Origin of the sequence: Roseateles saccharophilus, from assembly GCF_031458095.1 — a bacterium.
Lineage (GTDB): Bacteria > Pseudomonadota > Gammaproteobacteria > Burkholderiales > Burkholderiaceae_C > Pelomonas > Pelomonas saccharophila_A.
In genome coordinates this window covers 1,577,498-1,603,499 of sequence record NZ_JAVDXU010000001.1, presented here as the reverse complement: position 1 = coordinate 1,603,499, position 26,002 = coordinate 1,577,498, and the positions used below count along the sequence as shown (strand labels likewise).

Here is a 26,002-nt window from a genome sequence, read left to right as displayed (position 1 = left end):
CGCACGTCGCGTGGGTGGGCCTCCCTCATTCGACAGCCGCAGCCTCGTTCTCCGTGTGCCGATCGGGCTCCGTGGTGCGGAGGATTTCATTCAGCACGGAAGTGGCGTAGTTCCCGGCGAGCAGGGAGAAGCTGAGCACCAGTTGGTCCGCTTGCGGCCATTCCCATGACATGTCCTCCGGGGTCGCCACCAGGGCGCGGCGCTCCTGATCCAGGCCGGCGTGCTCCATGCCGTCGCACAAGATGGCGTGACGTCCAGCCACACCGTTCTCCAGGGCCTGCGCTTCATCGGTGGTGGTCACGCGGCCCCGTCCCCAGAGCGGTCCGGTGGGCCGGCCCGCCTCATCCATCACGTCACCGGGCAGGGTCTTGCCCCAGAGCCCCTGCCGGATGCGCAGCGCCAGCACTTCATTGAAGACGAAGGAGCGCACCGCCGACAGGTAGAGGCCCTTCTTCTTCGGGTTGCGCACGCGAATTTCTCGCGCCAGCATGGCCCGGCCTTGTTCGACGTTGCCGCCCTCAAAGCCGAAACGCTGGGCGCCGAAGTAGTTGGGCACGCCCTGCGACGCAACGGCCTTGAGATTGGCCTCGATGGCGTCGCGATCGCCGCTCACGTCACGCAGCACGATGCGAAACCGGTTGCCCCGCAGATCACCGCGGCGCAGCTTTTTCACGTGGCGGCTCTGGCTCAGTACCTTGAATTCCGGGTGCTGAAGCCCGGTCAGGTCGGGCGTCTCGCCTTTCCCCTTCCCATTCGGCAGATAGATGCTGAACCACTGACGGGTGACGGCGTAGCGGTCCTTGAGGCCGGCATAGCCCACGTCCATTTCCTGCACGCCGGCGGCCTCGGCCAGCTGCTGGGCGACGAAGGCGGTGTTGGCACCGTTCTTTTCGATGTCCAGCCAGATGTGTTCGCCCTCACCGGAAGGCAGCTGCAGCGGCAGTTCGGTCACGATGAAATCCTCGTTGAGGAGTTTCAGGGTGGCGCTGGCGCCGTTGGCCGGATAAGCGTGGGGCCACTGGGGCAGGGTCGTGTATTGAGCGTCGGTCATGAGCAGTCTGACGGCACCCGCTGTCGATCGGGACAGGCTGTCCAGTCGACCGGGGGGCAGTCCAGACCGGGATTCTCTCCCCTGTCGCACGCCTTGAAGATCGCCATCAGTTGCCTCCAGAAGTTGTCTGAAGTCCAGAAGAAGCGCCCGCCCCCGCTGCAGAGCTCAATCCAGCGGGTCGCCGTATCCCCGGCAGCTAACTGAACGCCGCGAGCAGACGCTCCAACGCCACCGTAAAGGGCGTCTGCATCAGCGGCAGCGTGGCCACCATGCCGATCAGGCCGATGCTGACGGTCAGCGGAAAGCCGACCGAGAAGACGCCGATCTGAGGCGCGACGCGGGAGATCACGCCGAGCACGAGGTTGACGAACATCAGCATCGTGATCAGCGGCAGTGCGATCCACAGGCCGATGCTGAAGATCTCGGCCCCCCATTGCTGGGGCATGGCCACGCGCAGGAAAGCGAAGGGCTCGGTGCCGACCGGGAAGGCGTGGAAGCTCTGGATCAGCGCGTTGATCAGCAGCAGATGGCCGTTGATCGCGATGAAGAGGAAGGCCACCATGCTGCCGAAGAAGCGGCTGCTGGCTGTCCCCTGGGCGCCGGTACCGGGGTCGAAGAAGCCGGCGAAGTTCAGGCCCATCTGCAGGCCGATGATCTCGCCGGCGAACTCCAGCGCCGCGAACACGATGCGCACCGCAAAGCCCATGGACAGGCCGATCAGCAGCTGCTGGGCCACCAGCAGCGTCAGCCCCGGCAATGAGTCCAGCGGCGTGACCGGCATGGGCGGCAGCGAGGGCTGGGCCGCCACCGAGATGAAGAGGGCCAGGCCGACGCGCAGGCGCAGCGGCACATTGCGCTGGCTGAAGGTCGGCATGCCGGCGAACAGGGCCAGCGTGCGGATGAAGGGCCAGAGCAGCGGGTTCAACCACGCCAGCAGCTGGGCTTCGGTCACAGAAAACATGTCAGCGTTCCGTGGTGCATGGAACTGCGGGCCGAGCGCCGGGCCGCTCCCTAGCCGGCCCGCTCTGGCGATGGGCCTGTCGGTCGATCCGGCAGGCATCGCCGTCCCCTCGGGGGACCGACTGGGCTTGCGCGCGTTCAGCGCCGCAAGACCGGGCGAGGGGCCGACACATCCTTAGCCTACGACGTTGGGAATGGTCATGAGAGTCCGCTGGATGTACTCGACCAGCGTGGTCATCATCCAGGGGCCGGCGACGGCCAGCGTCAGGATGGCGGCGACGACCTTGGGCACGAAGGACAGCGTCGCCTCGTTGATCTGCGTGGCCGCCTGGATGACGCTGATGACGACGCCGACCAGCAGCACGACGATGAGGATGGGTGCGGCCACCAGCATCAGCATGTAGAGGCCTTGCTGGCCGAAGGTGAAGACTTGTTGGGCGTCCATATGTTTTCCTTCGCGGGACAGACTTGGCGGCGTACTCGCCGACTGCCCTGTCCCCATTGATCAAGTCACGAAGCTGGCTGCAAGCGAGCCAAGGAGCAGGTTCCATCCGTCCGCGAGGACGAACAGCATCAGCTTGAAGGGCAGGGCGACGAGCACGGGCGACAGCATCATCATGCCCAGGCTCATCAGCACGCTCGCCACGATCATGTCGATGACGAGGAAGGGGATGAAGATCAGGAAGGCGATCTGGAAGGCGCTTTTCAGCTCGCTGGTCACGAAGGCCGGCACCAGCACCTTGAAGGGCACGTCCTCGGGCTTGACGCTGGGGTCGACCTTGGCCAGCCGCGAGAACAGGGCCACGTCGGCCTGGCGGGTCTGCTTGAGCATGAAGCCGCGCATCGGCACCTCGGCGCGCTTCAGGGCTTCGTCAAACTGGATGGTGCCGGCGCTGTAGGGCTGCCAGGCGTCGGCATAGACCTTGTCCAGTGTCGGGCTCATGACGAAGAAGGTCAGGAACAGCGACAGGCCGACGATGACCTGGTTGGGCGGCGCGGCCTGCGTGCCCAGGGCCTGGCGCATCAGGCTCAGCACGATGGCGATGCGCGTGAAGGCCGTCATCATCAGGATGACCGCGGGCAGAAAGCCCAGGGCCGTGAAGAACAGCAGGGTCTGGATGGGCACCGAGTAGCTGCCGCCGGCGCCCTGGCCGACCAGCAGCGGCAGCGAGGCCGGCGGGGTCTGGCCCTGTTGGGCGAAGGCGCCGCCGGCGGCCAGCAGCAGCGCGAGACCGATCGCCTTACGCATCGCCGCGTTCCTTCTTCAGCAGGTTGGAGAACGTGGCCGGTGCCACCGGCTCGGCCTGCGGCGGCATCACATGCAGCGTCGTGATGTTCTGGGCGGTGGCGCCCAGCACCAGCCAGCGGCGGTCTTCACCCTGGCCGACCTCGACGACGAGGAGGCGCTGGTTGGGCGCCGTGGGCAGCTGGGCCACGACGCGCAACACGCCGGCCGCCGCCGCGCCGCCCATGGGCGTGCGCTTGAGCAGCCACAGCGCGACCGGGATCAGCGCGACGATGCCGAGGAACCAGAGGAAGGGGAGCAGGCCGGAAGCATTCATGCCTCGGCATTCTGCGGACGGACTTGAGCCCGCAAACCCCCTAAATGGCGCGTTAAACCTGCGCTCGTTCAACGACCGCCGACGCCAAAGGCGCGGCGCCCTCGCGCGGACCTCGCCGATCCGGCTTTGCCGGGCGGCCGAGGTCGCCCCCTTGAGGGGGCCGGCGAAGCCGGTAGGGGGTGGTCTGTTTAAGCGGCCTTGGAGAGGCGGCGCATGCGCTCGGAAGGCGTGACGATGTCGGTCAGGCGGATGCCGAACTTGTCGTTCACGACCACCACTTCGCCCTGGGCGATCAGATAGCCGTTGACCAGCACGTCCATGGGCTCGCCGGCCAGGGCGTCCAGTTCCACGACCGAGCCCTGGGCCAGTTGCAGGATGTTCTTGATCGGGATGCGGGTGCGGCCGAGTTCAACGGTGAGCTGGACGGGGATGTCCAGGATCATGTTGATGTCATTGCCCGGACCCGCGCCGCTGGTCGGCGTGAAGTTGGCAAAGCTGGGCGTGGACACCTGCTCGGGGGCCACTTCGGCGACGACCTCGGTGGCAGGCGCGGGGGCGGACGAGGCTTCGGCCAGGGCCGCAGCCCATTCGGCCGCCATCGCGTCCTGTTCTTCTTGGCTGGGTGAATCAGGGCTCATGTTTGGCTCCCAACCAGCTCTCGTTGGAGCCGGTCAGCATCTTGTCGATCTTCAGGGCGTAGCGACCATTGGACGTGCCGTAGTGGCAGTCGAAGACGGGCACGCCGTCCACCTTGGCCTGGATCATGGGGTCGAGGTCCAGCTCGATGAAGTCCCCCGGCTTGAAGGCCAGCAACTGCTCGACGGTGGCCGGCGCCGTGCCGAGCTCGGCCACCAGTTCTACTTCGGCCGACTGGATCTGGGTCTTGAGCAGATTGATCCAGCGCCGATCGGGCTCGGAGGAGTCGCCGACGGTCGTGGAATACAGCACGTCGCGGATGGGCTCCAGCGTCGAGTAGGGGATGCAGAAGTAGATGGTGCCGCTGGTCTCGCCGATCTCCAGCGTGAAGGACGTCGACACGACGATCTCGCTGGGCGTGGCGATGGTGGCGAACTGCGGCTGCATCTCCGAGCGCTGGTATTCCAGCTCGAGCGGATAGATGCCCTTCCAGGCCTTGTGGTATTCGGCGAGGATGACCTCGACGATGCGGGTGATGACGCGCTGCTCGGTGGGCGAGAAGTCGCGGCCCTCGATGCGGGCGTGGAATTTGCCGATGCCGCCGAACAGCGAGTCGATGACGGCGAACACCAGCGTCGGGTCGCAGACGATCAGTCCGCTGCCGCGCAGCGGCTTCACCGAGACGATGTTGAAGTTGGTCGGAACGACGATCTCGCGCAGGAAGGCGCTGTACTTCTGCACCTTGATGCCGCCGATGGCGACTTCCGGGCTTTTGCGGATGAAGTTGAACAGGCCGACGCGGATATTGCGCGCGAAGCGTTCGTTGATGATCTCCATCGTGGGCATGCGCCCACGAACGATGCGTTCCTGGCTGGCGAGGTTGTACTCGCGTATGCCGCCGACCTGCTCCTCCTCGGCCTCGAGCTTCTGGCTCTCGCCGGTGATGCCCTGGAGCAGTGCATCGACTTCGTCTTGCGAAAGAATCTGCTGATTCATTTGCGCGGCTTTATTGCACGATGAAGTTGGAGAACAGGACTTGCGTCACGGGGCTTTCGACGTGGGCTTTTTTCTTCTTCTTTTTCTTCGGCGCGTCGGCGGCGGCGTGGTCGTCTTCCTCATCGTCGAGTTCGATGCCCATGGGGCGCACCGACTCGCGCATGATGTCCTTGGCGAGCTTTTCCTTGCCTTCCTTGGTGAGCAGCTCGGCGGCCGTCTTGTGGGCCAGCACCATCAACACATTGCTGCGGATGGCCGGCATATAGGCCTTGATCTGGTCGGCGAACTTGGGATCCTCGACCTGCAGCGTGACGCCGATCTGGGCGAAGCGGTCCACGTCCTTGTCGGCCAGGTTGACCGTGAACGGGTCCAGCGGCACGAAGGTGGGCGGATGGTCGCTCTTGGCATGGGCCTTGGGCTTGGCCGCAGTCTCGGTGGCCTCGGCACCGTCCTCGCCGTCCTCGGCCGGCGGCTTCTTCTTCAGCAGCATGACGGCCGCGCCGCCGCCCACCAGCACCAGCACGAGCACGGCGGCAATGATGATGATGAGCTTCTTGCTGCCGCCGCCCTTGGGCGCGGCGGCTTCAGCTGCCGGCGCAGTCGCCATGTGAACTCCTTGAACGGTCCATGCCTATGCCCGCCACTGCGGACCTGGGCCTATGCGCTCGATTATTGACCTCGGGCCCGCCGGGCAAGCCCCGATTAGCTGGAGCCCGGCGTGGCTATTTCCACTACAGCTTCAGGCAAATGTGTCGAGCAGGCCGACGCTGCGTCGTACCGGCGCGGCCACGCTGCTGCTGGCGCCACGACCGCCAGCGGTATTTGTGCGCGAACCACGGCCGTCACCGCCGGAGCCGGCTTCGGTATCGCCACCCTGGGCATCGCGTTGCGCCTGCTGGAAGACGCCGCCGCCGGACAGCGTCAGGCCCTGGCTTTGCAGGGCCGCGGCGAGGTCGGGCAGGCTCTGTTCCAGGGCCTGGCGGGTCTCGGCCTGGACGGCATGGAAGGACACCTGGGCCTGGGAGCCGTCGACGACGATCTGCACCGCCACCGGGCCCATGTCGGCCGGATTGAGCTGCAATTCGGCCTGTTGCACGCCGTCCACGGCCAGCAGGCTGACGCGGGCGCCGAGTTCGGGGGCAAAAGCGCTGCTGTGCAGGGCGGCATGCACCTGGCTGGTCGCTGCCGTCGGAGCCGTGTCGCCGGCCGCGGCCGCCGCAGGCAGGGCCTGGGCCAGCATGGCCGAGAAGCTGGGGGGCGCGACGTCGCCCACCGCGGCCATGCGGGGGCTGGCGTCGCCGGGTGCCGAGGTCGTGGCTTGCTGCAGGGCCTCGCTGCTGGCGCTGCGCGCCGCCGCGGCCTTGTCAGCGGCGATCTCGATGCCCTTGGCATGGGGGGCATCGGCGGCGCGGTTGTGGGCCTCGGCGGGGCGGCGTTCGCCCGTGGATGTCGTCGCGGCCTCGGCAGCATCGCGATGGGTGGCGACTTCCCCGACCTCTTCGGTGCTCACGCGGCCGGCACGAGCGCCGCGGGCGCCCTTGGCGCCGGACTCGGTGGCCGCCTCCGCGCCGGGCAGGCCAGGGCTCATGGGCTGAGGCCCTGCTTGCGGCGCCACGGCCAGACCGATGAGCTGCGTGAATTCGTTCAGCCCCGAGGTCTCCAGATCCTGCACGGAGTCTTTGGCCGCGTCGGTGGTCTCGGCGCTGTCGCCAACGGCCTTGGTGGTCTTGCCCGCATCGGTCGCTTCGGGCGTGCGTGCCTGGGAGGACGGGGCCGCCTTGGCGTAAGGCGTGTTGCCCTCCTTGCGGCGCGCCGGCGCGGTGTTGGCTGCAGGGGCCGGTGCGGCCGTCGCCTCGCTGGCCGTGTCGGGATCCTGCGGGACGGGGTCGGTATGGGGCAGCGCCAGGTCGGCCTGGTCGTTCAGGAATTGCGCAAAGCTGGGGCGGCCAGCCGAACCCGCACCGGGCAGGGCGGGCTGGGCCGCAGGCGCGGCGGGCGGCATGGCGGCGGGCTTGGGCGCGACGGATTGGGCACTGCTGAGCATGGTGATCCGACTCCTCAGGCGTGGGCCATGCGGCGCAGATGCGCACGCGCGGCGAATTCGTCGGCGGCGCGCTGTTCACGGCGCTGGGCGACTTTGTCGGCCTCGGCCTGGCGGCGGGCAATCAGCTGGCGCAGCGCGGCGACGCGCATCTCGGCCTGGCCGAGGGCTTCACGCGCGCGCTGCTGGCGCTGGTCGGCGTGGCTGGCCACATGGCCCTGGGTGTCCACGGCCTGATCGATGCGGCGGCCAAAGCTCTGGTAGCAGCCGACGATGTCCATGGTGGTGGCCTGGGCGAAGCTCTGCGTCCAGCGCTGCTGGTATTCCTGGCGATAGCCGGCCAGCTCGCCATGCTGGGCGCGCGCGGCTTGCGCCTGGTTGCTGGCGGCATGCAGGGCCTGTGCGGCGGCGTCGCGCTCGTTCTCGGCGCGTTCCAGCAGCAGGGCCAGCGTGTCTTTGGCGGTTGCACTCATTCAACTTCTCCAGCGCAGCGCCCAACCCGCGGGTGAGCGCTCATTCGATATCGGCGGGCGCCACCCGAAGGTTTAGGCGCCTTGGACCACGGCCTGCAATTGGCTGACGCTGGCGTGAAGAAGTGCCGGGCTGTGCATGTCCTGCTGCAGCAGCCGCGTCATGTCGGCATGCAGGCGTACGGCCAGGTCCAGCTCGGGGTCGGCGCCCGGGGCATAGGCGCCGAGCTGGATCAGGTCGCGGGCCTTGTTGTATTTCGCCAGAAGCTGGCGGAACCGACGCGCGGAATCGACCTGGTTTTGGGGTGCAACACTGGTCATCACCCGGGAAATGGAGCGCTCGATGTCGATGGCCGGATAGTGGCCGGCCTCGGCGAGCTCGCGGCTGAGCACGATGTGGCCGTCCAGGATGCCGCGCGCCGCGTCGGCGATGGGGTCCTGGGGGTCATCGCCCTCGGTCAGCACCGTGTAGAAGGCCGTGATGGAACCCTCGCCCGGCAGGCCGTTGCCGCTGCGCTCCACCAGTTGGGGCAGCTTGGCGAAGCAGCTCGGCGGATAGCCCTTGGTGGCGGGCGGCTCGCCGATGGCCAGAGCGATCTCTCGCTGGGCCATGGCGTAGCGGGTGAGGCTGTCCATCAGCAGCAGCACGTGCCGGCCCTGGTCGCGGAAATATTCCGCGATGGCGGTGGCGTAGTGGGCGCCCTGCATGCGCATCAGCGGTGGCGAATCGGCGGGAGCGGCGACGACGACGCTGCGCTGGCGGCCCTCGTCGCCGAGGATGTCCTCGATGAATTCCTTGACCTCGCGGCCGCGCTCGCCGATCAGGCCGACGACGATGACGTCGGCCTGGGTGTAGCGGGCCATCATGCCCAGCAGCACCGACTTGCCGACGCCGGTGCCGGCGAACAGGCCCAGGCGCTGGCCGCGGCCGACGGTCAGCATGGCGTTGATGGCGCGCACGCCGGTGTCCAGCGGCGTGCGTACCGGGTCGCGGTCCATCGCGTTGATGGGGCGCCGCACCATGGGCTCGTTGTGGATGTTGCTCAGCTCGCCGCCGCGGTCCAGCGGGTGGCCATGAGGGTCGACGACGCGGCCCAGCAGCCCGTCGCCCATGGGCAGGTGCAGGCCGCGGTCCTCGCCACGGCGCCAGGGGTGCAGGGGCTGGCCCAGCTGGGGCGCCAGCGGCGGCAGGTGGCGGGGCACGACGGTGGCGCCGCTCGAGAGGCCCTGGACCTCGTCGGTGGGCATCAGATAGGCGCGGTCGCCCGAGAAACCGACGACCTCCGCATTCACCGGGGCCGAGCCGCGGCGCGGGTTGTTGCCGCTGCTGGGCATCTGGATGCGGCAGACCGAGCCCAGCGGCACCTTGATGCCGGTGGCTTCCAGCACCAGGCCAGCCACGCGCACCAGCTTGCCCTGGGATTCCAGCGGCGCTGCATTGGCGGCCAGCGTTTCGAGGTCGCCCAGGTAGCGCTGCCAGCGGTCCGTGCGCGCGGAAGTCATTCGTCGTCGTCCTGGCGACGGTCTTCCCAGATCGATTGCTGGCCGATGGCCGAGACGGCCTGCTGCCAGCGCGTCGCGATGGTGGCATCGACGCTGGCCACATCGGCATCGACCTTGACGCCACCGCGCGGCACATCGGGGTCGGGGATGAGCTGGGCCTCGCGGGCCTGCAGCTCGTTGCCGGCGCCTTCCTGCACCAGGGGGTGGTCGTCGGGGTGGACGCGCACGCGCACATGGCGGGCCGACAGCTGCAGGGCCTCGACGGCGTCATGAGCCACGCGGGCGATCAGCTCGGGGCGCTGTTCAAGCTCGGTGCGCACCACCTGGCGGGCCAGTTCGACGGCGATGCGGGCAATTGATGCAGCCATCTCGTCTTCCAACGCGCGCATCTCGTCGTCGAAGCTGTGCACCAGCGTGCCCAGCTGCTTGCTCATCTGCTGGGCAAAGCTCTGCTTGAAGGCGTCCAGCGCGGCCATGCCGTCGCGGTAGCCATCCTGGTAGCCGCTCTGGCGGGCGGCATGCAGCTGCTCTTGCGGGCTGGGTTCGGGCGGTGGGGGTGGCTGCACCGGCGCCGTGGCGGCAGCGGGCGGCGGCGGCTTGGCCGGCGAGAAGGGCGATGGCGCGGTCACGCCACCCAGGTTGGACATGCTCCAGGCCTTGGCGCCCTGCAGCTCCTCGCCGGGAATGAAGCGGGCATAGGTGCCGCGGCGATCGCCTTCGCGACGATCGGGCGGCGGCACTTGCCGCGGGGGTTGACGTCCGGTGGCCATGTCAGTTGCTCCGCTGTGCATCTTCGCGCACATGATGCATTGCGGGCCGAGCGCCGGGCCGCTCCCTAGCCGGCCTGCTCAGGCGATGTGCTTGCCGGTCGAACCGGCAAGCATCGCCGTCCCCGCGGGGGCTGAGGCCGGACACATGGCGCCCAGTGGGCGGCATGTGCCTGCCGAAGCTCTGCGGCCGGTGGCCGCAGAGCGGTCCCGGCCAAGGTATTTCTTGGACGAGGGGCTTCATGTTCAGACGAACTGGTCGTCGCCGCCGCCGACCAGCACGATCTGGCCCTCGTCGACGAGGCGGCGCACGATCTTGAGCATTTCCTTCTGCTCGGCCTCGACCTCGGACAGGCGCACCGGGCCACGGGTCTCGAGGTCTTCGCGCAGCGTCTCGGCGGCGCGGGTGGACATGTTGCGGAAGATCTTCTCGCGCAGCTCGGCGCTGGCACCCTTGAGGGCGACGACCAGGCTTTCGCTCTGCACTTCCTTGAGCATGGCCTGGACGCCCTTGTCGTCGATCTTGGTCACATCGTCGAAGGTGAACATGTTGTCCATGATCTTCTGCGCCAGGTCGGAGTCGGCCTCGCGGATGTAGTCCAGCACCGAGGCCTCGACGCTGGAGCCCATCATGTTGATGATCTCGGCCGCCGTCTTGGCGCCGCCCAGCGAGCTCTTCTTCATGCGCTCGCCGCCGGCCAGGATCTGGCTCATCACTTCATTCAGGTCCTTCAGCGCCGTCGGCTGGATGCCGTCCAGCGTGGCGATGCGGATCAGCACCTCGTTGCGACCACGCTCGGTGAAGAGCTTGAGCACGGAGCTGGTCTGGTCGAAATCGAGGTGGGCCAGGATGGCCGCGATGATCTGCGGGTGCTCGTTGCGCAGCAGTTCGGCCACGCTGGCGGCGTCCATCCACTTCAGGCTCTCGATGGAGGAGACGTCGCTGCCCTGCAGGATGCGGTCCAGCAGCAGGTTGGCCTTGTCCTCGCCGAGGGCCTTGCGCAGCACGGCGCGCACGTATTCGTCGGTGTCGGTGACCAGGGTGCTCTGCGTCTCGGCGACGGCGTCGAACTTGTCGAGCACGCTCTCGACCTGGGCGCGCTTGATGACCTTGAGCTTGGCAATGGTCTCGCCCAGCGCCTGCACTTCCTTGGGCGACAGATGCTTGAAGACCTCGCTGGCTTCTTCTTCGCCCAGCGACATCAACAAAATTGCGGCGTTCTCGATGCCCTTGTCATCCATGATCAAGCAGCGGTTTCACCCGTCATCCAGTCGCGCACGATATTGGCGACCGCGACCGGATTGTCGCGGGCCAGCAGCCGGGCGCGATCAAGTTTCTCGTTATGCACCGGCGCTTCCAGGCGCGGCATGCCGGCGGCCCCAGGCAGCAGCTCTTCGTCGTCGACGACTTCGTCCACCGTCTCGGACTTCTCTTCGGCCTCCGGCTTGGCGGTGGCGGCCTTGATGGCGGGGCGGATCATGCCGAAGACGGCGATCAGCGCAATGGCGACGAAGGCCAGCGGCACGATGGCGCTGCGGGCGACGTCCAGCAGCCAGGGCTGCTTCCAGATCGGGGCGTCGGCCGGTTCGGTCTTGTCGACGATAAAGGGGGCGCTGATGACCTTGACCGAGTCGCCGCGATCGGCGCTGAAGCCCATGGCTTCCTTGACGAGGTCGGTCAGGCGGGTGATCTCCTCGGCCGAGACCGGCTGCTGGGTGGTCTTGCCCTTGGCATCGGTCACCGAACGGTGGTTGACGACGATGGCGGCATTCAGGCGCTTGACGTTACCGACCGAGCCGCGCGTCACACGTACGGTCTTGTCCAGCTCGTAGTTGGTGACCTGCTCACGGCGGCTGTTGCCGTTGCCGGCCGCTCCTTGAGCCGCCTGCAGCGGGGCGCTGGCGCCGTTGACGGGTGCCGTAGCCGGCACGGGCGGCTGGTTGGTAGCGGCGCCGGGGACGCCGGTGGGCGTGGCGTTGCTGGCGTTGTTGCTCTCGTTGCTTTGGCTGGAGCGCACCGCGGCCTGGGTGTTGGGGCCCTGGTTGGGGCGGTATTCCTCGGCGGTGGCCTCGGTCTGCGAGAAATCCACGTCGGCCGTGACGGTGGAGCGCAGGTTGTCGCGGCCGACGACGGGCTCCAGCAATTCGAAGATGCGCTTGTTGTAGCCAGCCTCGATCTGCTGCTTGTATTGCAGCTGCTGGCTGTCCAGCCCGCTGGCGCTGTCGGCGCCGGCCTGGGAGATCAGGGCGCCGGTCTGGTCCGAAACGCTGACAGCCTTGGGATTGAGCTCGGGCACCGCGTTGGAGACGAGGTGGACGATGCCGGCGATCTGGGCGCGGTCCAGGGTACGGCCGCCGCGCAGGGTCAGGAAGACGCTGGCGCTGGGCTTTTGCTGCTCGCGGAAGAAGCCGTTCTGCTGCGGGATGGCCAGGTGTACGCGGGCATCGGCCACATCGGACATGGCGGTGATGGTGCGGGCCAGCTCACCTTCCAGGCCGCGCTGGAAGTTCAGCCGCTCGGCGAACTGGGTCTGGCCGATGGAGGACTTGTCCATCAGCTCGAAGCCGGCGGCATTGCCGCTGCCGCCCTTGGGCAAGCCTTGGGCGGCGAGCTTCATGCGCAGCTCGTAGACCTGATTGGCCGGCACGAGGATGGTGCCGCCGGCCTCATGCTTGTAGGGCACCTGCATGGCCGACAGCTGGCCAATGACGGCGCCGCCGTCCTTGTCGGCCAGGCCGGTGAACAGGGGGCGGTAGTCGCCCTGGCTGGACCACAGCGTGATGGCCAGCACGGCGCCGGCCAGGGCCAGCAGGCCGGCGCCCATGGTCAGCTTGCTGCGCAGCGGCAGGCCATTGAGACGCTGCACGAAGTTGGGCGCTTCGACCGGGGTGATCATCACCGGGGCGGCGGCAGCGGGGGCGCTCAGGGCGTTGTCCATCGGATGGGCGAATACAGCGGGGGCCGGGGAATCCGGCGATGGCGCAAATTATTCGTGCCGCCACCCTCAAGAAAGCGCCGAAGTGGCCGACGCGAGCAGCGCATCTCGGCCCTTCGTGCGCGTGACTTGCTGCCAAAGTCCTGCCCCATGGACATGAAGCTGCGCCCCTTCGACTTTGCCCAGGCCGCCGCCCGAGCGGGCCTGGCGGTCAATGGCACGCCGCTTGCACCCAAGCCGGCCGCGACGAGCGGCGCCAGCTTCGGCGACGCGATGACGCAGGCGCTCAAGGGCGTCAGCGCCCAGCAGAACGAAGCGGCGCGATTGCAGCGCGAGGTGCAACTGGACAACCCGACCGTCAGCCTGGAAGAGACCATGGTCTCGATGCAGAAGGCGCAGATCGGCTTCCAGGCGACCCTGCAGGTGCGCAACCGCCTGGTCTCGGCCTATTCCGAGATCATGAACATGCAGATCTGAGGCTGCACCTCAGCTGCCGCAGCCGCCCTTGCGTGCGTCGGCTCCGCAGATGGCCGGGCGGCCCAGCGGATTCAGGTCCAGGTAGAGCTGCTGGTTGCGGTCGTTGGAGAGGCCGATGCGTGCCCAATCCAGTGCCCGACCCATGCCGGCCTGGAAGGTGATGGTCTGGCCCGATTGCAGCAGCATGCCCTTGTGCTCGCTGTGGCTCACCCCGCCGAGCTCGCAGCGTGGCAAGCCGGTGGCGCAGTTGCAGGGCGCGCTGCGGCTGGCGCCCCAGCACCATTGCGCGCCGCTGTTGAAGCTGACATAGATATTGCGGCTTTCATCCACGCTGAGGGCGCGGGCGCGGCGCAGGTCCAGCTCCAGCAGTTCGGCCACATGGCGCAGGCGCTGGCGCGCCAGATAGCCCGCGTAGCTGGGGATGGCCACCGACATGATGATGCCGATGATGGCCAGCACGAAGGCCACCTCCAGAAGGGTGAAGCCCTGGGTTCTGCGCGTCATGGATCCAGCTTCAGCAGCCGGCGGCGCTTTTGGGTCTGGTCCACATAGACCTGCAGCGAGCGACCGGCGTTGGCGTCGAGGTCGACAAAGGAGCATCCCAGCTGCTGCATGCCGCTGCCGTCGCCAGCGATGGGGCTGACGTGGTGGGGCAGCAGGGCGATGCGCAGCGCGCTGATGCGGTCCAGCTCGAGCACGAGGCCGTCGCTGACCTGACCCAGGGGCAGGGGAAGGAGATCCGGCGGCAGGGCCAGGGCCAGGCCACCGATGCTGATGTCCAGCACCCGCAGGGCGTGCCCGGGCTGTTCGGCTCCTGGCAGCACGACCCGGGGGTAGGCGCTGTTGGCCGGCTGCACGCGGAAGGATTGGCGGCGCTGGAAGCGGTACAGGCGCGCCGGCAAGGCGCTGCGCAACACCGTGCCCTGCTCGCCGCTGACGAGGACGGGCGCTTCGAGTTCGAACTGCAGCTTGATGGCGCCGAGGTAGGCGACGGCGGTGATTTCGCCCTCGGCCACCATGGCCTGGCTGATGCCCTGGGGATCAGTGGCGATTTCCAGGCCGAGCAGGTCGGCATCGGCGTCCAGGGCGACGATGCGGCTGGACAGGCTCTGGCCCTGGGGGCCGCTCAACAGCACGCCGGCGTTCTCGCGCTGCAACTGCTGCAGATAGGCCGCGATCTCGGCGGTGGAGGCGACGCGCAGTTCCTCGGAAGTGGGTTCAGGGGCGCTCATGGCGGAATGGTAGCGGTCTTGGGTATTGCGGCCGAGCGCCGGGCCGCTCCCAAGCCGGCCGCCTTGGGCGATGTGCTTGGCGGTCGATCCGCCAAGCATCGCCGTCCCCTCGGGGGACCGGCTGGACTCGCCTGCGTTCAGCAGGGCGAGCCAGACGAGGGGCTCAATGCACCATCCGGCTCTTGCCCTTCATCACATGGTCCAGGTCCTCCAGCCACGGCTCGGCCAAGTGGCGGATCTCGGCGTCGTTGAGCAGGATGCGCTGCATGATGCGCGTCTTCAGCTGCGACTCGCCCGGGGCCAATTGGGCCTGGCTGGCGGCGGACTTCAGCTGCGAGATCAGCAGCACGCAGGCGCCTTCGAGCTTGACGACCTCGTCCCAGTTGCCCGTGCGGGCGGCCGACAGCATGTCGGCACTGGCTTGTTCGATGGCCTCGTAATAGTTGAGCAGTTCGGAATTCATGGGGGCGTACCGGAAAGCTGGGGCAAGGGGGCGGGGCGGTGGGGGCGTCAGGCGGCCCTGGGGGCGCGCACCGCGGGACTGTCCGCGATGGTTGCCCAGGCGTCGCGCACCGGCAGCAGCAGGCGCTTGCACTCTTCGATGGCGGCGACGTCGCTGTGCAGATTGGCATAGGTCAGCCGCATGCACAGATAGGCGTAGAGATCGCGCAGGTCGTGGGCCAGCGGGTTGGATTCGAGGTTGAGAGCCGCCTTGAGGCCCTCGTCCAGGATGCGCACGCAGCGGCACAGGGCGTTGTTCTTGACCGGGGTGTTGCCAGCCTGGATGGCGGCCAGCGCCAGGTTCATGCCTTCCACGACGCCGTCGAACAGCAGGGCGACGAGGCGGTGCGGGCTGGCGCTGAGGACGTCGGTTTCGACGCCGACCTTGCCATAGGCCGAGCCGCTGCGCTGAGCTCGGGAGGCAAACGGGGAGGAGGATCCGTACATGAGGTTTCTCTGGGCTGGATACCTTCGAATTTCGGCGTCCTGGCGGGGAACTTGAGGTGGCCCACCCACCCCGGCGGCGTGAAAAAGGCGCCCTTAGGCGCCTTGTTTGAGGATCTTTGCGCCGACCTCAGCTCGAGGACGAGCTGCCGAACTGTTTGGAGACATAGGCCGACAGCGCGCTGAGCGAGCTCATCTTGGTGTCCAGGGCGCTGTATTGGGCGCGCAGGCGCTTTTCCGTCAGCGTCAGTGAGTCCTGCATGCGGTCGATCTGGTCGTCGTTGTTGGCGATGCGCTTTTGCAGGGCGCTCTGGCCGCTGGTGATGGCGCCGTCCGTGCCCAGGATCTGGGTCGCGAAGCTGTTCCACCGCAGCGCGAAGCCCTGGTTCTGCTTGTTGTTGGTGTCCGGCGCCGAGAACAGCTTCTTCAGGTCGGTCAGATTGGTCAGCGCTTTGTCGAGCTTGGTGCTGTTGACCGTCAGCGTGCCGTTCTGGCCCGGCTCCAGCCCGATGTCGGACAGGCGGCCGAAGGCGCCCGCCAGCGTCGTCGTGCCGCCGGTGATGCCGCGCAGCATCTGCTGCACCGACACCGCCTTGGAGTCGCCCTGCAGCACGCCCGCGGTCTTGGTGCCGGCGTCGTACTTGGTCTGGTCGCGCATCAGGTTGAACAGCTTGTTGTAGGAGTCCACGAAATCCGTGATCGCCTTCTTGATGCTGGTCGTGTCGTTGCTGGTGCCGATGTTGACGGTGTTGGCCGTGGTCTTGAGCAGGTTGACGGTCATGCCGTCGGACAGGCCGGACAGGGTGTTGCTCTCGGACGTCAGGTCCAGGCCGTCCCAGTTGAAGGACGCATTGCTGGCGGCCTGGGTCTGGCTCAGGCCGGTGCCGCTGCCGTCGTAGGCCAGGTCGGCCAGGGCCGCGTCGGGCGTCGTGATCTGGAAGGCCTGGTTTTCACCGGTGCTCAGCGAGCGGATGACCAGGCGGGTACCGGCCGCGTCGTTGACCAGGCTGGCATTGACACCGACATTGGCGGCATTGATCTTGTCGCGGATGCTGGTCAGCGTGTCGGTGGCGCTGACGGTGATGGCGGCGGGCGTGCCGCTGCCGGGGGTGAAGACCGGCGGGTCACCGGCCCAGCGGCCCAGGGCGATGGTCAGGGTGCCGTCGCCCAGGGTCTGGCTGCCATTGGTGAAGATGCGGCTGGCCACCGACTGGGCCGAGGCCAGCTGGCTGACCTTGAGCAGGTGGTTCTGGCTGCCGGCGCTGCTGGCGCTGACCGTGGCCACCGAGGTGTCGGACACGCTGACCGTGGAGGCGTTCCACAGGCTGGCGTCGGACAGCTTCTGGGCGGCCGTCTGCATGCTGGATACGGCCGACTGCAGCTGGCCGTAGGCGGAGATCTTGGTCTGAAGCTTGGCCGAAGCCTGCTTGATGTTGTTGATCGGCTGTTGCTCGATCGACATCAGCTTGCTGACCAGGCTTTCGACATCGAGACCGCTGCCGATACCGAGCGATGAGATGGTGGCCATATCCCTTTCCTGTTAGGACCCGTTCCGTAGGGCCTTCGGCATGCCGGTGGCGAACTTTAGGAAAATTTTCGCGAGGCAGGCCCTGAAACGACAACGCCGGGACTTCCGACACGCGGATCCCGGCGTTTTCGAGAGGCGGGCGACTCAGCCCTTGAGCAGTTGCAGCACCTGTTGCGGCAGCTGGTTGGCCTGGGCGACCATGGCATTGCCCGCCTGCTGCAGGATCTGTGCCCGCGACATATTGGACGTTTCCTGGGCGTAGTCGGCGTCCATGATGCGCGAACGGGCGGCGGTCTGGTTCTCGACGGCGACCTGCAGGTTGCCGATCACGGAGTCGAAGCGGTTCTGGGTCGCACCGTAGGTGGAGCGGGCCAGGTTGACCTGGGCCAGGGCGAAGTCCAGGAACTGGACGGCCACCGAGGGGTCGCCTTCGTCGCCGTTGGCACCGGTCAGGGCCGGCGGCGCACCCGCGGCGGCGAAATCCACGGCCGCGGTAGGTGGCACGCCGCCGGTACCGCTGCCGGAAGCGCCCAGGATGTTGATCTTGGTGTTGTTGATGGCCGCCTCCAGGGCGCCATCGTTGCCGTTGGGCGTGCCGCTGGTGCCCAGGGTCGTCGTCAGGATATCGCTCTGGGTGATGACGATCTGGTCATCCGCCGTGGCGTTGGCGCCCACCTGGAAGGTGAAAGACGTCCCGGTGCCGGTCAGGATCTGCGAGCCGTTGAAGTTGGTGTTGCGGATCAGCCGACCGACTTCGGTCTGCAGCTGCGTGAACTCGTTGTTCAGCGCGGCCCGGTCCTGCACGTTGTTGGTGCCGTTGGCTGCCTGCACGGCCAGTTCACGCATGCGTTGCAGCATGTCGCCGACCTTGCCGAGCGAGCCTTCAGCCGTCTGCGCCAGCGAGATGCCGTCATTGGCATTGCGCATGGCGACCGACATGCCGCGGACTTGCGTGTTCATGCGCTCGGCGATCGCCAGACCGGCGGCATCGTCTTTGGCCGAATTGACACGCATGCCAGAAGACAGGCGTTGCATCGACACCGCCAGCAACCCTTGGGAACTGTTCAAGTTCCGCTGGGCGTTCAGCGATGCAATGTTGGTATTGATGGTCTGGGGCATTTGAGCACTCCTGCAAACAGCCCGGTTGATTCCGGTGTCGCCGCCGCAAAAACAGCGACGTCATGGAGTGCCATTGTGTTGGCGCTGCCCGCGGGTCAAAGCCGCGAACAGCGCCCAAAACCACGGCCAATAAAGGCCTGTGTCGGTGGTGCCCCCACCGCCCTCATCGCTGCCCTGTCCATCAGTTGCGGGCCGAGCGCCGGGCCGCTCCCAGGCCGGCCCGCCTGGGGCGATGTGCTTGCGGCTTGATGCCGCAAGCATCGCCGTCCCCTAGGGAGCCGGCCAGGTACGCCCGCGTCCAGCGGGGCGGGCCTGGACCAGGGGCTTACGTTCAACCGCCGCGCAGCAGCGTCAGCACCTGCTGGGGCAACTGGTTGGCCTGCGAAATCATCGCGGTGCCGGCCTGTTGCAGGATCTGCGCGCGGCTCAGGTTGGCGGTTTCGCTGGCGTAGTCGGCATCCATGATGCGGCTGCGGGCGGCCGACTGGCTTTCCACCGACACCTGCAGGCTGGAGATGACGGCATCGAAGCGGTTCTGGGCCGCACCGAAGGTGGAGCGGGCCGTGTTCACCTGGGACAGGGCCTGGTCGATCTTGGCCACCGAGTCCAGCGCGCCCTTGGTGCCCGAGCCGGTATAGACGTCGAACGTGGCGCCGGTGCCGGCCGCGCCGACGTTGGAGATGTCGGTGTTGGCGGAGTTGGCGACCTCGGCCAGGGCGCCCTGGTTGGTGCCGGCGGCCGTGGCGGCGTTCAGGATGTCGCTGCCGGTGATGGTGATGACGTCATTGGCCGTCGCGTTGGCACCCACCTGGAAAGTGGTGGCGGCCGAACCCGTCAGGATGGCGTTGCCGTTGAAATTGGTGTTGCTGGACAGGCGCGTGATTTCAGACTGCAGCAGCGTGAATTCATTGTTCAGCGCGGTGCGGTCGTCGGCGTTGTTGGTGCCGTTGGCGGACTGCACGGCCAGCTCACGCATGCGCTGCAACATGTCGCCGATCTTGCCCAGCGCGCCTTCAGCGGTCTGCGCGAAGGAGATGCCGTCGTTGGCGTTGCGGATGGCGACGCTCATGCCGCGCACCTGGGTGTTCATGCGTTCGGCGATGGCGAGGCCGGCGGCGTCGTCCTTGGCCGAGTTGACACGCAGGCCGGAAGACAGGCGCTGCATGCTGACCATCAGCGAGCCCTGCGAGGCGGAGGTGTTGCGCTGCGCGTTCAGCGAAGCGATGTTGGTGTTGATCGTGGCAGACATGGCGCGTTCCTTTCAGTGCCAATAAGTGGAATCCGAGCCCTGGCAGTCGGCGCAGTCGGCTGGTGTGGCCGGTTGCGTTGGCTACGAGCTGGGACCCGTTGAGACCGTTATCGGACCGGGTGGTGGAACGCTTGAGAGGGATCCTTCGAAAAACGGGCCGCTCAATCTCGCGAATTGCGGGGTGATTGGCGGCCTTTTAGGGTGCTTGAGCTGGCGGGCTTTGCCCTTGGGGTTCAACGACGACGGTCGTCGTTGCTGAGCTCAGGGCCAGCGTTGAGGCTGGCCCAGGGTCATCGAAGAAGCGACAGCACTTGCTGCGGCTGCTGGTTGGCCTGGGCGATCATGGCGGTACCGGCCTGCTGCAGGATCTGGGCGCGGCTCAGGTTGGCGGTTTCCATCGCGTAGTCGGCATCCATGATGCGGCTGCGAGCGGCGGACTGGTTCTCGACCGCGGTACCCAGGCTGGCGATGACGGCGTCAAAGCGGTTCTGGGCGGCACCGAAGGTCGAACGGGCCACGTTGACCTGGGAGATGGCCTGGTCGATCTTGGCGATCGAGTCCAGGGCGCCCTTGGTGCCGGTACCGGTGTACAGGTCGAAGGTCGCGCCGGTGCCGGCCGCGCCGACATTGGAGATGTCGGTGTTGGCCGCGTTGGCCACTTCAGCCAGGGCGCCGTCGTTCTTGCCGGCTGCCGTGGCGGTGCCCAGCACGTTCTGGCCGCTGATGGTGATGGTGTCGTTGGCGGTGGCGTTGGCGCCGACCTGGAAGTTGAACGACGTCGTGTTGGTCAGCACCGCCTGGCCGTTGAAGGTCGTGTTGGTGCTCAGACGGGTGATTTCGCTCTGCAGCTGCGTGAACTCGTTGTTCAGCGCGGTGCGGTCGTCGGTGTTGTTGGTGCCGTTGGCAGACTGCACGGCCAGTTCACGCATGCGTTGCAGCATGTCGTTCACTTTGCCGAGGGCGCCTTCAGCCGTCTGGGCCAGCGAGATGCCGTCGTTGGCGTTACGGATGGCGACATTCATCCCCTTGACCTGGGAATTCATGCGTTCCGCGATGGCCAGGCCGGCGGCGTCGTCACGAGCGGAGTTGACACGCAGGCCCGACGACAGGCGCTGCATGGAGGCGGCCAGCGAGCTCTGGGCAGAGCTGGCGTTGCGCTGCGCGTTCAGCGACAGCAGGTTGGTATTGATGACTGCGGGCATGATGCTTCCTTTTAGCTAGAGATAACCCGGCAAAGGCGCCGGCGAAGACCCAGGTGCCCGGGTGAGGCACCCGTGCTGCCCACGCAGACCCGCCTTATTAGTTAGTTGGCAAGCCCTTGTGGCTACGCCCGACGCCAGTCAACCGTTGAAGTCTGTCCGATCGCGGGAGCGATGGGACACCACCTCGGCCTTCCAGCCGGACCACGGAACCGTTGCCGGCGCCGTTGGAATGGCTATCGGATGTCTCCACACGTTTCTTGAGGCGCTTTTGTCAAGGGGTGTGATCTTTTGAACAGAGGTGGGCGCAAGGCCTTGTTCATCGGATCGGCCGCAGGCCTTTTTTTCGCCCTGATTGGCCCGGCTTTTCATGAGATCGACCGAAACGGGCTTGCCTAAAGTGCGCTCCATCCCGGCCGATACCCCGCGCCGGACTGGAGCCTCAGATGCCCGCCTTGTCCGCTTCGACCCGTCAAAACGCTGATCAACTTCCCGCTGCCGCCCAGGCGATGCCGGAAGACGCCCTGATGTTGCTGGCCCGCGCCCGCAATGCCGCCTTCGCCGAAGCCGCCCGGGGCAACCTGGGCCAGGGCCTGGGCATCCTGCAGGACGCCCTGGACGACGAGCCCATGAGCCACGAGCTGCTGGCCGACATGGGGGCCCTGCTGCTGGTGGCCGGACGCCACGAGCAGGCCGCCAACTGCGCCGAGCGCGCCCTCAAGATCCATCCCGACCACGGCCCCAGTCTCTACACCCTGGGTTTTGCGCTGTCGGGCCGCGGCCAGAAGAAGCAGGCCATCGAGGTGCTGAGCGCACTGAAGTCCGGCCCGGCTGCTGACAGCCTGCGCGCCGAGTCGCCCGAGCTGATGCCCGTGGCCATGACGGAGCTGCAGCGACTGCTTGGCTGACGAGACCTAATTCACACCTTCGGGGCCCCGCCGGCGCAAGCTGGCGGGGCCCCGCTGCTTTGGTCGCCGCCAGGCCCGACGCGCCTGTAGGAATTTCGCTGACAAGGGCTTCCTGTCAGGGTGACGCTGCGCACCGACGCAGCCTGATATCGCGGGAAAAGGGCCTTCAACACAATCCGTTTCACTGATCCGCAACACCCCTCTACCTCTGAAACGGAAACCCGCCATGAACGCCGACCAAATGCTCGCCGAGATCCGTGAAGCCAACCTGTCCTATCTGATGCTGGCCCAGAGCCTGATCCGTGCGGACCGCGAACAGGCCCTGTACCGCCTGGGCATCAGCGAAGACACGGCCACGCTGATCGGCACGCTGAGCCCGGCGCAGATCCTGAAGATTGCATCCGGCAACACCCTGCTGTGCGCCTTCCGCATGAGCGACGACCTGGTGTGGGGCCTGCTGACCAACCACAGCAAGCCGGGTGCGAACGAGAGCGTGTCCCGCCTGCATGCGTCGATCCTGATGGCCGGCCGCCACGAGCACGCCTAAGCCCTCGTCGATTCGCCAACTCGATCACAGATTCAGATTCCGGAGCCCACCATGCGCGTCAAGAGCATCCTCACCGAAGCCAAGCAGATCGAACGTGCCGTTCAGCTGATCCACCTCGGTGCCCGCCTGCAGGTGCTGGAATCCGAAACCGACCTGTCCTACGAGCGCCTGCTGCGCCTGTACAAGGAAGTCAGCGGCAAGTCGCCGTCCAAGGGCCAGCTGCCCTTCTCGACCGACTGGTTCATGACCTGGCAGCCCAATATCCACGCCAGCCTCTTCCTGAACATCCACGAGTACCTGAACAAGGCCGCGGAGATGGACGAGATTGACACCGTCATCAAGGCCTACCAGCTCTACCAGGAGCAGACGACGGCCCAGGGCCTGGAAGCCATGCTGTCCGTCACCCGCGCCTGGCGCCTGGTGAAGTTCGTCGACAACGGCATGCTGACGCTGACCAAGTGTTCCAAGTGCAATGGCCAGTTCGTCACCCACCCGCACGAAATCTCGCGCCACTTCGTCTGTGGCCTGTGCAACCCGCCGGCACGCGCCGGCAAGGGCCGCGCGCAGGGCTCCATCCAGATGCACTAACTAATAGGGCGACACTGTCGCCATGTGGATCACCCGTTGGCCGCTGCCGGCTCTGTGGAGCTGGTTGGCGGCCTGGTTCATTTATGCGGCCGCGCTTGGGGCCGGCCTGTCGCCCGGACCGGCGCTGGCGCTGGGTGCCGCCGTCGCGGCTGCCCTCGCCTGGCTGAATGAAGAGCGCTGGCGCCGCCTCATCGTCGCCCTGGGCTTCCCGACCTCGGTGCTGGCACTGGGCTGGCAGGGTGGGGCATCGGGTCTGCTGTGGCTGGCGCCACTGGCCCTGCTGTGGTGGCTGTATCCGCGTCGCACGTGGTCCGAGGCGCCTCTTTTCCCCACGCCGCGCGGCGCCCTCGAGCGTCTGCCGGCGCTGGCACCGCTGCCGCCGGGCGCCCGCGTGCTGGACGCCGGCTGCGGTGTCGGCGACGGCCTGCGTGAACTGGTTCACATCTACCCCGAGGCCTGCGTCGAAGGCGTCGAATGGAGCCGGCCGCTGGCTTGGGCTGCCCGGCTGCGTGTGCGGGGCGCCACAGTGCGCCAGGGCGACCTGTGGGCGGACGACTGGGCGCCTTTCGCCCTCGTCTACGTCTTCCAGCGACCCGAGTCCATGCCGCGCGTCTGGGCCAAGGCCTGCGCGGAGCTGGCGCCCGGCGCTTGGCTGGCGAGCCTGGACTTCGCCGTGCCCGATGCGCAGCCGGTGGCGAGCTGGCAACTCCCCGGCGGCCAGTTCGTGTGGCTTTACCGCCCGGTGCGGAATGGGGCGGCAAAGCCGGCCAATTGAGTGCTTCCAGCGGGCTTCATCGCGGCATACTTTGCTCAAGCCCCCCGGCACCGGGCCGATATGGCCTGAAGACCCCCAACTCAACCGCGCATGTTCGTCATCATCGGCTGGGCCATCTCCATGGCCTGCATCTTCGGCGTGTTCATCGCTCACGGCGGGAACATCGGCGTCATCCTGCACGCCTTGCCCTTCGAGATGATCACCATCTTCGGCGCCGCCATTGGTGCCTTCCTGGCCAACAACCAGATGAAGGTCGTCAAGGCGACGGCGGCCGGCCTTGGCCTGTGCTTCAAGGGCAGCAAATACAGCAAGGCCCGCTATATGGAGCTGCTGGCCCTGATGTACGACATCCTGCAAAAGGCCCGCAAGGAGGGCCTGATGTCCATTGAAAAGGACGTCGAGGACCCGCACAACAGCCCGCTGTTCCAGAAGTACGCGACGGTGGGCAATGACCACCACGTCACCGAATTCATCACCGATTACCTGCGCATGATGGTGTCGGGCAATCTGAATGCCCACGAGATCGAATCGCTGATGGACAGCGAGATCGAGACCCACCACCAGGAAGAGCATGCCGCCGTGGCGGCGCTGCAGCGCTTGGCGGGCGGCCTGCCGGCTTTCGGCATCGTCGCCGCCGTGCTGGGTGTCGTGAACACCATGGGCTCGGTCGGCCAGCCGCCGGCGGTGCTGGGCGGCATGATTGGCTCCGCCCTGGTGGGAACCTTCCTGGGCATTCTGCTGGCCTATGGTTTTGCCGAGCCCCTGGCGGGTCTTCTCGAGCAGAAGGTCGAGGACGCCGGCAAGGAATTCCAGTGCATCAAGACGACGCTGCTGGCCAGCATGCAGGGCTACGCGCCCGCGGTGTCCATCGAGTTCGGCCGCAAGGTATTGTTCTCCGGTGACCGTCCGAGCTTCACCGAGCTCGAAGGCCACGTGAAAAAGAAATGATCAGCTTCGCCTTGATCAGCCAGCCGGCGCCAGCCGGCGGCGCCCCTCGCGCGGCCGCCGTCGAACTGGCTTTGCCAGGCGACTGGCGGTGCCCCTTTGAGGGGGAGCGCCGTAGGCGCTTCGGGGGTGGGCTGTAATGGCAGGAGACGCAAAAAAGCTCCAGCCCATCATCATCAAGAAGGTGAAGAAGGGCGGCCACGCGGCCCATGGCGGCGCGTGGAAGATCGCCTATGCCGACTTCGTCACCGCCATGATGGCCTTCTTCCTGCTGATGTGGCTGCTCGGCTCCACGACGGAGGGCGACAAGAAGGGCATTGCCGAGTTCTTCCAGTCGCCGCTGCGTGTGTCGATGCTGGGCGGCTCGGGCTCCGGCGACTCCTCCAGCGTCATCCGTGGCGGCGGCAAGGACCTCACGCGCGAGACCGGCCAGGTCAAGGAAGGCGAGAGCGCCGCCAAGAAGTCCAGCTACACGCTGCGCGCCCTGAAGGAAGAACAGCGCAAGGCCGAGAAGGCGCGGCTGGAGCAGCTCAAGACCAAGGTCGAGGAGGTGCTCTCGGAGAACCCCAAGCTGGCGGCCCTGGGCGGCCAGATCCGCCTGGACATGACCAAGGAAGGCCTGCGCATCCAGATCGTCGACGAGGGCAACCGGCCCATGTTCGACAGCGGCAGCGCCGTCGTGAAGCCCTATATGCGCGAGCTGCTGCGCGAGCTGGGCAGCGTGCTGACCGAGGTGCCCAACCGCCTCACCGTGGAAGGCCATACCGACGCCCAGCCCTTCCCGGGCGGTGACAAGGGCTACAGCAACTGGGAGCTGTCGGCCGACCGCGCCAACGCCTCGCGCCGCGAGCTCGTCGCTGGCGGCTTGTCGGAGGCACGCATGCTGCGCGTGCAGGGCCTGGCGGCCAGCAAGCTGCTCGACGCCAAGGACCCCAACGGCGCCCTGAACCGGCGCATCAGCATCATCGTCATGAACCGCGATGCCGAGGACGCCGTGCTGAAGAATCTGCCTGATGAGGCCGAGCCCGAGGCCGCCGCGCCCGAGGCCGCAACGCAAGTGCCGCCAAGCGGTAAATTGCCGCAAACTCAAGCGCCGGCGCCAGCCCGCTAGAACTAGACTGCGGGCTGACCCCCGAAATACCGCCAGCTCCGAGAGAGGATCGCCATGAGCACTGACATGAAATTCCTGGTCGTCGACGACTTCTCCACCATGCGCCGCATCGTGCGCGGCCTGCTCAAGGAAATCGGCTACAACAACTGCGAAGAGGCCGAGGACGGCGTCGAGGCCCTGAACATGCTCAAGGGCGCCAAGTTCGACTTCGTCGTCAGCGACATCAACATGCCCAACATGACGGGCTTCGAGTTGCTGAAGGCCATCAAGGAAGACCCCAACCTCAAGCATCTGCCGGTGCTGATGGTCACCGCCGAAGCCCGCAAGGAAGACATCGTGCTGGCCGCCCAGTCGGGCGCCGCGGGCTACATCGTCAAGCCCTTCACCAAGGCGACGCTGGAAGAAAAAGTTCTGAAGATCATGCAGAAGCTGGCCGCGGCCGCCTGACAACAACAAG

The 26,002-nt window shown here is 66.9% G+C and carries 30 protein-coding genes; 8 read left to right on the top strand and 22 right to left on the bottom strand.

The features are described from left to right. Window positions 1–25 precede the first annotated feature (25 nt). The 14 genes from truD to fliF form a co-directional block, all read right to left on the bottom strand. The gene (gene truD / locus J2X20_RS07455; RefSeq protein WP_310262990.1) at window positions 26–1,051 is read right to left on the bottom strand and encodes a tRNA pseudouridine(13) synthase TruD; all 1,026 of its coding nucleotides are present in this window, start codon (window positions 1,049–1,051) and stop codon (window positions 26–28) included. A 196-nt stretch (window positions 1,052–1,247) separates the two neighbouring features. Continuing rightward, window positions 1,248–2,012 (bottom strand): flagellar biosynthetic protein FliR, encoded by a 765-nt coding sequence (gene fliR, locus J2X20_RS07450; RefSeq protein WP_310262988.1) that lies wholly within the window; start codon window positions 2,010–2,012, stop codon window positions 1,248–1,250. A 174-nt stretch (window positions 2,013–2,186) separates the two neighbouring features. Next, entirely contained in the window at window positions 2,187–2,456 is a 270-nt protein-coding gene (gene fliQ / locus J2X20_RS07445) for a flagellar biosynthesis protein FliQ (RefSeq protein WP_310262986.1), read from the bottom strand. 60 nt (window positions 2,457–2,516) lie between these two features. Next, complete coding sequence (gene fliP / locus J2X20_RS07440) at window positions 2,517–3,260, bottom strand: flagellar type III secretion system pore protein FliP (protein ID WP_310262985.1); 744 nt, start codon at window positions 3,258–3,260, stop codon at window positions 2,517–2,519. Further along, entirely contained in the window at window positions 3,253–3,573 is a 321-nt protein-coding gene (locus tag J2X20_RS07435) for a FliO/MopB family protein (protein WP_310262983.1), read from the bottom strand. Before J2X20_RS07435 ends, fliP begins: the two co-directional genes overlap by 8 nt. A gap of 188 nt (window positions 3,574–3,761) precedes the next feature. Next, window positions 3,762–4,211 carry a flagellar motor switch protein FliN gene (gene fliN / locus J2X20_RS07430; protein WP_310262980.1) on the bottom strand — a complete coding sequence of 150 codons (450 nt, stop codon included), beginning with the start codon at window positions 4,209–4,211 and terminating at the stop codon, window positions 3,762–3,764. Further along, window positions 4,201–5,205: a flagellar motor switch protein FliM gene (gene fliM / locus J2X20_RS07425; protein ID WP_310262979.1), complete on the bottom strand. Its 1,005-nt coding sequence runs from the start codon at window positions 5,203–5,205 to the stop codon at window positions 4,201–4,203. The genes fliN and fliM overlap by 11 nt, the downstream gene beginning before the upstream one ends. Window positions 5,206–5,215: 10 nt before the next feature. Beyond that, a complete protein-coding gene (locus J2X20_RS07420) occupies window positions 5,216–5,812 on the bottom strand; it encodes a flagellar basal body-associated FliL family protein (protein WP_310262978.1) in 597 nt (198 codons plus the stop codon). A 132-nt stretch (window positions 5,813–5,944) separates the two neighbouring features. Next, complete coding sequence (locus J2X20_RS07415) at window positions 5,945–7,249, bottom strand: flagellar hook-length control protein FliK (protein ID WP_310262976.1); 1,305 nt, start codon at window positions 7,247–7,249, stop codon at window positions 5,945–5,947. A 14-nt stretch (window positions 7,250–7,263) separates the two neighbouring features. Then, entirely contained in the window at window positions 7,264–7,719 is a 456-nt protein-coding gene (gene fliJ / locus J2X20_RS07410) for a flagellar export protein FliJ (protein ID WP_310262974.1), read from the bottom strand. 72 nt (window positions 7,720–7,791) lie between these two features. Continuing rightward, on the bottom strand, window positions 7,792–9,219 hold the full coding sequence (gene fliI / locus J2X20_RS07405; protein WP_310262972.1) for a flagellar protein export ATPase FliI: 1,428 nt from the start codon (window positions 9,217–9,219) through the stop codon (window positions 7,792–7,794). Beyond that, window positions 9,216–9,989, bottom strand: coding sequence for a FliH/SctL family protein (locus tag J2X20_RS07400; protein WP_310262971.1), 774 nt, complete (start codon window positions 9,987–9,989; stop codon window positions 9,216–9,218). Before J2X20_RS07400 ends, fliI begins: the two co-directional genes overlap by 4 nt. A gap of 243 nt (window positions 9,990–10,232) precedes the next feature. Next, on the bottom strand, window positions 10,233–11,228 hold the full coding sequence (fliG, locus tag J2X20_RS07395) for a flagellar motor switch protein FliG (RefSeq protein WP_310262970.1): 996 nt from the start codon (window positions 11,226–11,228) through the stop codon (window positions 10,233–10,235). Between the two features lie 2 nt (window positions 11,229–11,230). Then, window positions 11,231–12,925 (bottom strand): flagellar basal-body MS-ring/collar protein FliF, encoded by a 1,695-nt coding sequence (gene fliF, locus J2X20_RS07390; RefSeq protein ID WP_310262968.1) that lies wholly within the window; start codon window positions 12,923–12,925, stop codon window positions 11,231–11,233. A gap of 147 nt (window positions 12,926–13,072) precedes the next feature. Between fliF and fliE the strand changes: the two genes are divergently transcribed. Continuing rightward, entirely contained in the window at window positions 13,073–13,399 is a 327-nt protein-coding gene (gene fliE / locus J2X20_RS07385) for a flagellar hook-basal body complex protein FliE (RefSeq protein ID WP_310262966.1), read from the top strand. Between the two features lie 9 nt (window positions 13,400–13,408). Here fliE and J2X20_RS07380 read toward each other — a convergent pair whose 3' ends face one another. The 8 genes from J2X20_RS07380 to J2X20_RS07345 form a co-directional block, all read right to left on the bottom strand. After that, the gene (locus tag J2X20_RS07380; RefSeq protein WP_310262964.1) at window positions 13,409–13,903 is read right to left on the bottom strand and encodes a pilus assembly FimT family protein; all 495 of its coding nucleotides are present in this window, start codon (window positions 13,901–13,903) and stop codon (window positions 13,409–13,411) included. Further along, window positions 13,900–14,631 carry a flagellar brake protein gene (locus J2X20_RS07375; protein WP_310262962.1) on the bottom strand — a complete coding sequence of 244 codons (732 nt, stop codon included), beginning with the start codon at window positions 14,629–14,631 and terminating at the stop codon, window positions 13,900–13,902. Before J2X20_RS07375 ends, J2X20_RS07380 begins: the two co-directional genes overlap by 4 nt. A gap of 163 nt (window positions 14,632–14,794) precedes the next feature. After that, window positions 14,795–15,094, bottom strand: a complete 300-nt coding sequence (locus J2X20_RS07370) for a flagellar protein FliT (protein WP_310262959.1) — start codon at window positions 15,092–15,094, stop codon at window positions 14,795–14,797. 47 nt (window positions 15,095–15,141) lie between these two features. Continuing rightward, complete coding sequence (gene fliS, locus J2X20_RS07365) at window positions 15,142–15,579, bottom strand: flagellar export chaperone FliS (protein WP_310262957.1); 438 nt, start codon at window positions 15,577–15,579, stop codon at window positions 15,142–15,144. Between the two features lie 127 nt (window positions 15,580–15,706). Next, window positions 15,707–17,104: a flagellar filament capping protein FliD gene (fliD, locus tag J2X20_RS07360; protein ID WP_310262955.1), complete on the bottom strand. Its 1,398-nt coding sequence runs from the start codon at window positions 17,102–17,104 to the stop codon at window positions 15,707–15,709. A gap of 144 nt (window positions 17,105–17,248) precedes the next feature. Then, window positions 17,249–18,223: a flagellin N-terminal helical domain-containing protein gene (locus J2X20_RS07355; RefSeq protein WP_310262953.1), complete on the bottom strand. Its 975-nt coding sequence runs from the start codon at window positions 18,221–18,223 to the stop codon at window positions 17,249–17,251. 331 nt (window positions 18,224–18,554) lie between these two features. Further along, a complete protein-coding gene (locus tag J2X20_RS07350) occupies window positions 18,555–19,472 on the bottom strand; it encodes a flagellin N-terminal helical domain-containing protein (RefSeq protein WP_310262950.1) in 918 nt (305 codons plus the stop codon). 290 nt (window positions 19,473–19,762) lie between these two features. Beyond that, complete coding sequence (locus J2X20_RS07345) at window positions 19,763–20,674, bottom strand: flagellin N-terminal helical domain-containing protein (RefSeq protein ID WP_310262947.1); 912 nt, start codon at window positions 20,672–20,674, stop codon at window positions 19,763–19,765. A gap of 506 nt (window positions 20,675–21,180) precedes the next feature. Between J2X20_RS07345 and J2X20_RS07340 the strand changes: the two genes are divergently transcribed. From J2X20_RS07340 to cheY, 7 genes are all read left to right on the top strand, one after another. Next, window positions 21,181–21,579, top strand: coding sequence for a tetratricopeptide repeat protein (locus J2X20_RS07340; protein WP_310262946.1), 399 nt, complete (start codon window positions 21,181–21,183; stop codon window positions 21,577–21,579). A gap of 226 nt (window positions 21,580–21,805) precedes the next feature. Continuing rightward, window positions 21,806–22,126 carry a flagellar transcriptional regulator FlhD gene (gene flhD / locus J2X20_RS07335; RefSeq protein ID WP_310262943.1) on the top strand — a complete coding sequence of 107 codons (321 nt, stop codon included), beginning with the start codon at window positions 21,806–21,808 and terminating at the stop codon, window positions 22,124–22,126. A gap of 51 nt (window positions 22,127–22,177) precedes the next feature. Further along, window positions 22,178–22,714 carry a flagellar transcriptional regulator FlhC gene (gene flhC, locus J2X20_RS07330; protein ID WP_310262941.1) on the top strand — a complete coding sequence of 179 codons (537 nt, stop codon included), beginning with the start codon at window positions 22,178–22,180 and terminating at the stop codon, window positions 22,712–22,714. A 22-nt stretch (window positions 22,715–22,736) separates the two neighbouring features. Then, complete coding sequence (locus tag J2X20_RS07325; protein ID WP_310262938.1) at window positions 22,737–23,489, top strand: class I SAM-dependent methyltransferase; 753 nt, start codon at window positions 22,737–22,739, stop codon at window positions 23,487–23,489. 90 nt (window positions 23,490–23,579) lie between these two features. Then, window positions 23,580–24,437 carry a flagellar motor stator protein MotA gene (gene motA / locus J2X20_RS07320; protein WP_310262935.1) on the top strand — a complete coding sequence of 286 codons (858 nt, stop codon included), beginning with the start codon at window positions 23,580–23,582 and terminating at the stop codon, window positions 24,435–24,437. 136 nt (window positions 24,438–24,573) lie between these two features. Continuing rightward, window positions 24,574–25,545 carry a flagellar motor protein MotB gene (gene motB, locus J2X20_RS07315; protein ID WP_310262932.1) on the top strand — a complete coding sequence of 324 codons (972 nt, stop codon included), beginning with the start codon at window positions 24,574–24,576 and terminating at the stop codon, window positions 25,543–25,545. Between the two features lie 54 nt (window positions 25,546–25,599). Next, window positions 25,600–25,992, top strand: a complete 393-nt coding sequence (gene cheY / locus J2X20_RS07310) for a chemotaxis response regulator CheY (protein ID WP_056199225.1) — start codon at window positions 25,600–25,602, stop codon at window positions 25,990–25,992. Window positions 25,993–26,002: the final 10 nt, after the last annotated feature.

Coding starts and splice junctions, on each gene's coding strand:
- truD (WP_310262990.1), bottom strand. CDS start 1,051: ATGACCGACGCTCAATACACGACCCTGCCCCAGTGGCCCCACGCTTAT.
- fliR (WP_310262988.1), bottom strand. CDS start 2,012: ATGTTTTCTGTGACCGAAGCCCAGCTGCTGGCGTGGTTGAACCCGCTG.
- fliQ (WP_310262986.1), bottom strand. CDS start 2,456: ATGGACGCCCAACAAGTCTTCACCTTCGGCCAGCAAGGCCTCTACATG.
- fliP (WP_310262985.1), bottom strand. CDS start 3,260: ATGCGTAAGGCGATCGGTCTCGCGCTGCTGCTGGCCGCCGGCGGCGCC.
- J2X20_RS07435 (WP_310262983.1), bottom strand. CDS start 3,573: ATGAATGCTTCCGGCCTGCTCCCCTTCCTCTGGTTCCTCGGCATCGTC.
- fliN (WP_310262980.1), bottom strand. CDS start 4,211: ATGAGCCCTGATTCACCCAGCCAAGAAGAACAGGACGCGATGGCGGCC.
- fliM (WP_310262979.1), bottom strand. CDS start 5,205: ATGAATCAGCAGATTCTTTCGCAAGACGAAGTCGATGCACTGCTCCAG.
- J2X20_RS07420 (WP_310262978.1), bottom strand. CDS start 5,812: ATGGCGACTGCGCCGGCAGCTGAAGCCGCCGCGCCCAAGGGCGGCGGC.
- J2X20_RS07415 (WP_310262976.1), bottom strand. CDS start 7,249: ATGCTCAGCAGTGCCCAATCCGTCGCGCCCAAGCCCGCCGCCATGCCG.
- fliJ (WP_310262974.1), bottom strand. CDS start 7,719: ATGAGTGCAACCGCCAAAGACACGCTGGCCCTGCTGCTGGAACGCGCC.
- fliI (WP_310262972.1), bottom strand. CDS start 9,219: ATGACTTCCGCGCGCACGGACCGCTGGCAGCGCTACCTGGGCGACCTC.
- J2X20_RS07400 (WP_310262971.1), bottom strand. CDS start 9,989: ATGGCCACCGGACGTCAACCCCCGCGGCAAGTGCCGCCGCCCGATCGT.
- fliG (WP_310262970.1), bottom strand. CDS start 11,228: ATGGATGACAAGGGCATCGAGAACGCCGCAATTTTGTTGATGTCGCTG.
- fliF (WP_310262968.1), bottom strand. CDS start 12,925: ATGGACAACGCCCTGAGCGCCCCCGCTGCCGCCGCCCCGGTGATGATC.
- fliE (WP_310262966.1), top strand. CDS start 13,073: ATGGACATGAAGCTGCGCCCCTTCGACTTTGCCCAGGCCGCCGCCCGA.
- J2X20_RS07380 (WP_310262964.1), bottom strand. CDS start 13,903: ATGACGCGCAGAACCCAGGGCTTCACCCTTCTGGAGGTGGCCTTCGTG.
- J2X20_RS07375 (WP_310262962.1), bottom strand. CDS start 14,631: ATGAGCGCCCCTGAACCCACTTCCGAGGAACTGCGCGTCGCCTCCACC.
- J2X20_RS07370 (WP_310262959.1), bottom strand. CDS start 15,094: ATGAATTCCGAACTGCTCAACTATTACGAGGCCATCGAACAAGCCAGT.
- fliS (WP_310262957.1), bottom strand. CDS start 15,579: ATGTACGGATCCTCCTCCCCGTTTGCCTCCCGAGCTCAGCGCAGCGGC.
- fliD (WP_310262955.1), bottom strand. CDS start 17,104: ATGGCCACCATCTCATCGCTCGGTATCGGCAGCGGTCTCGATGTCGAA.
- J2X20_RS07355 (WP_310262953.1), bottom strand. CDS start 18,223: ATGCCCCAGACCATCAATACCAACATTGCATCGCTGAACGCCCAGCGG.
- J2X20_RS07350 (WP_310262950.1), bottom strand. CDS start 19,472: ATGTCTGCCACGATCAACACCAACATCGCTTCGCTGAACGCGCAGCGC.
- J2X20_RS07345 (WP_310262947.1), bottom strand. CDS start 20,674: ATGCCCGCAGTCATCAATACCAACCTGCTGTCGCTGAACGCGCAGCGC.
- J2X20_RS07340 (WP_310262946.1), top strand. CDS start 21,181: ATGCCGGAAGACGCCCTGATGTTGCTGGCCCGCGCCCGCAATGCCGCC.
- flhD (WP_310262943.1), top strand. CDS start 21,806: ATGAACGCCGACCAAATGCTCGCCGAGATCCGTGAAGCCAACCTGTCC.
- flhC (WP_310262941.1), top strand. CDS start 22,178: ATGCGCGTCAAGAGCATCCTCACCGAAGCCAAGCAGATCGAACGTGCC.
- J2X20_RS07325 (WP_310262938.1), top strand. CDS start 22,737: ATGTGGATCACCCGTTGGCCGCTGCCGGCTCTGTGGAGCTGGTTGGCG.
- motA (WP_310262935.1), top strand. CDS start 23,580: ATGTTCGTCATCATCGGCTGGGCCATCTCCATGGCCTGCATCTTCGGC.
- motB (WP_310262932.1), top strand. CDS start 24,574: ATGGCAGGAGACGCAAAAAAGCTCCAGCCCATCATCATCAAGAAGGTG.
- cheY (WP_056199225.1), top strand. CDS start 25,600: ATGAGCACTGACATGAAATTCCTGGTCGTCGACGACTTCTCCACCATG.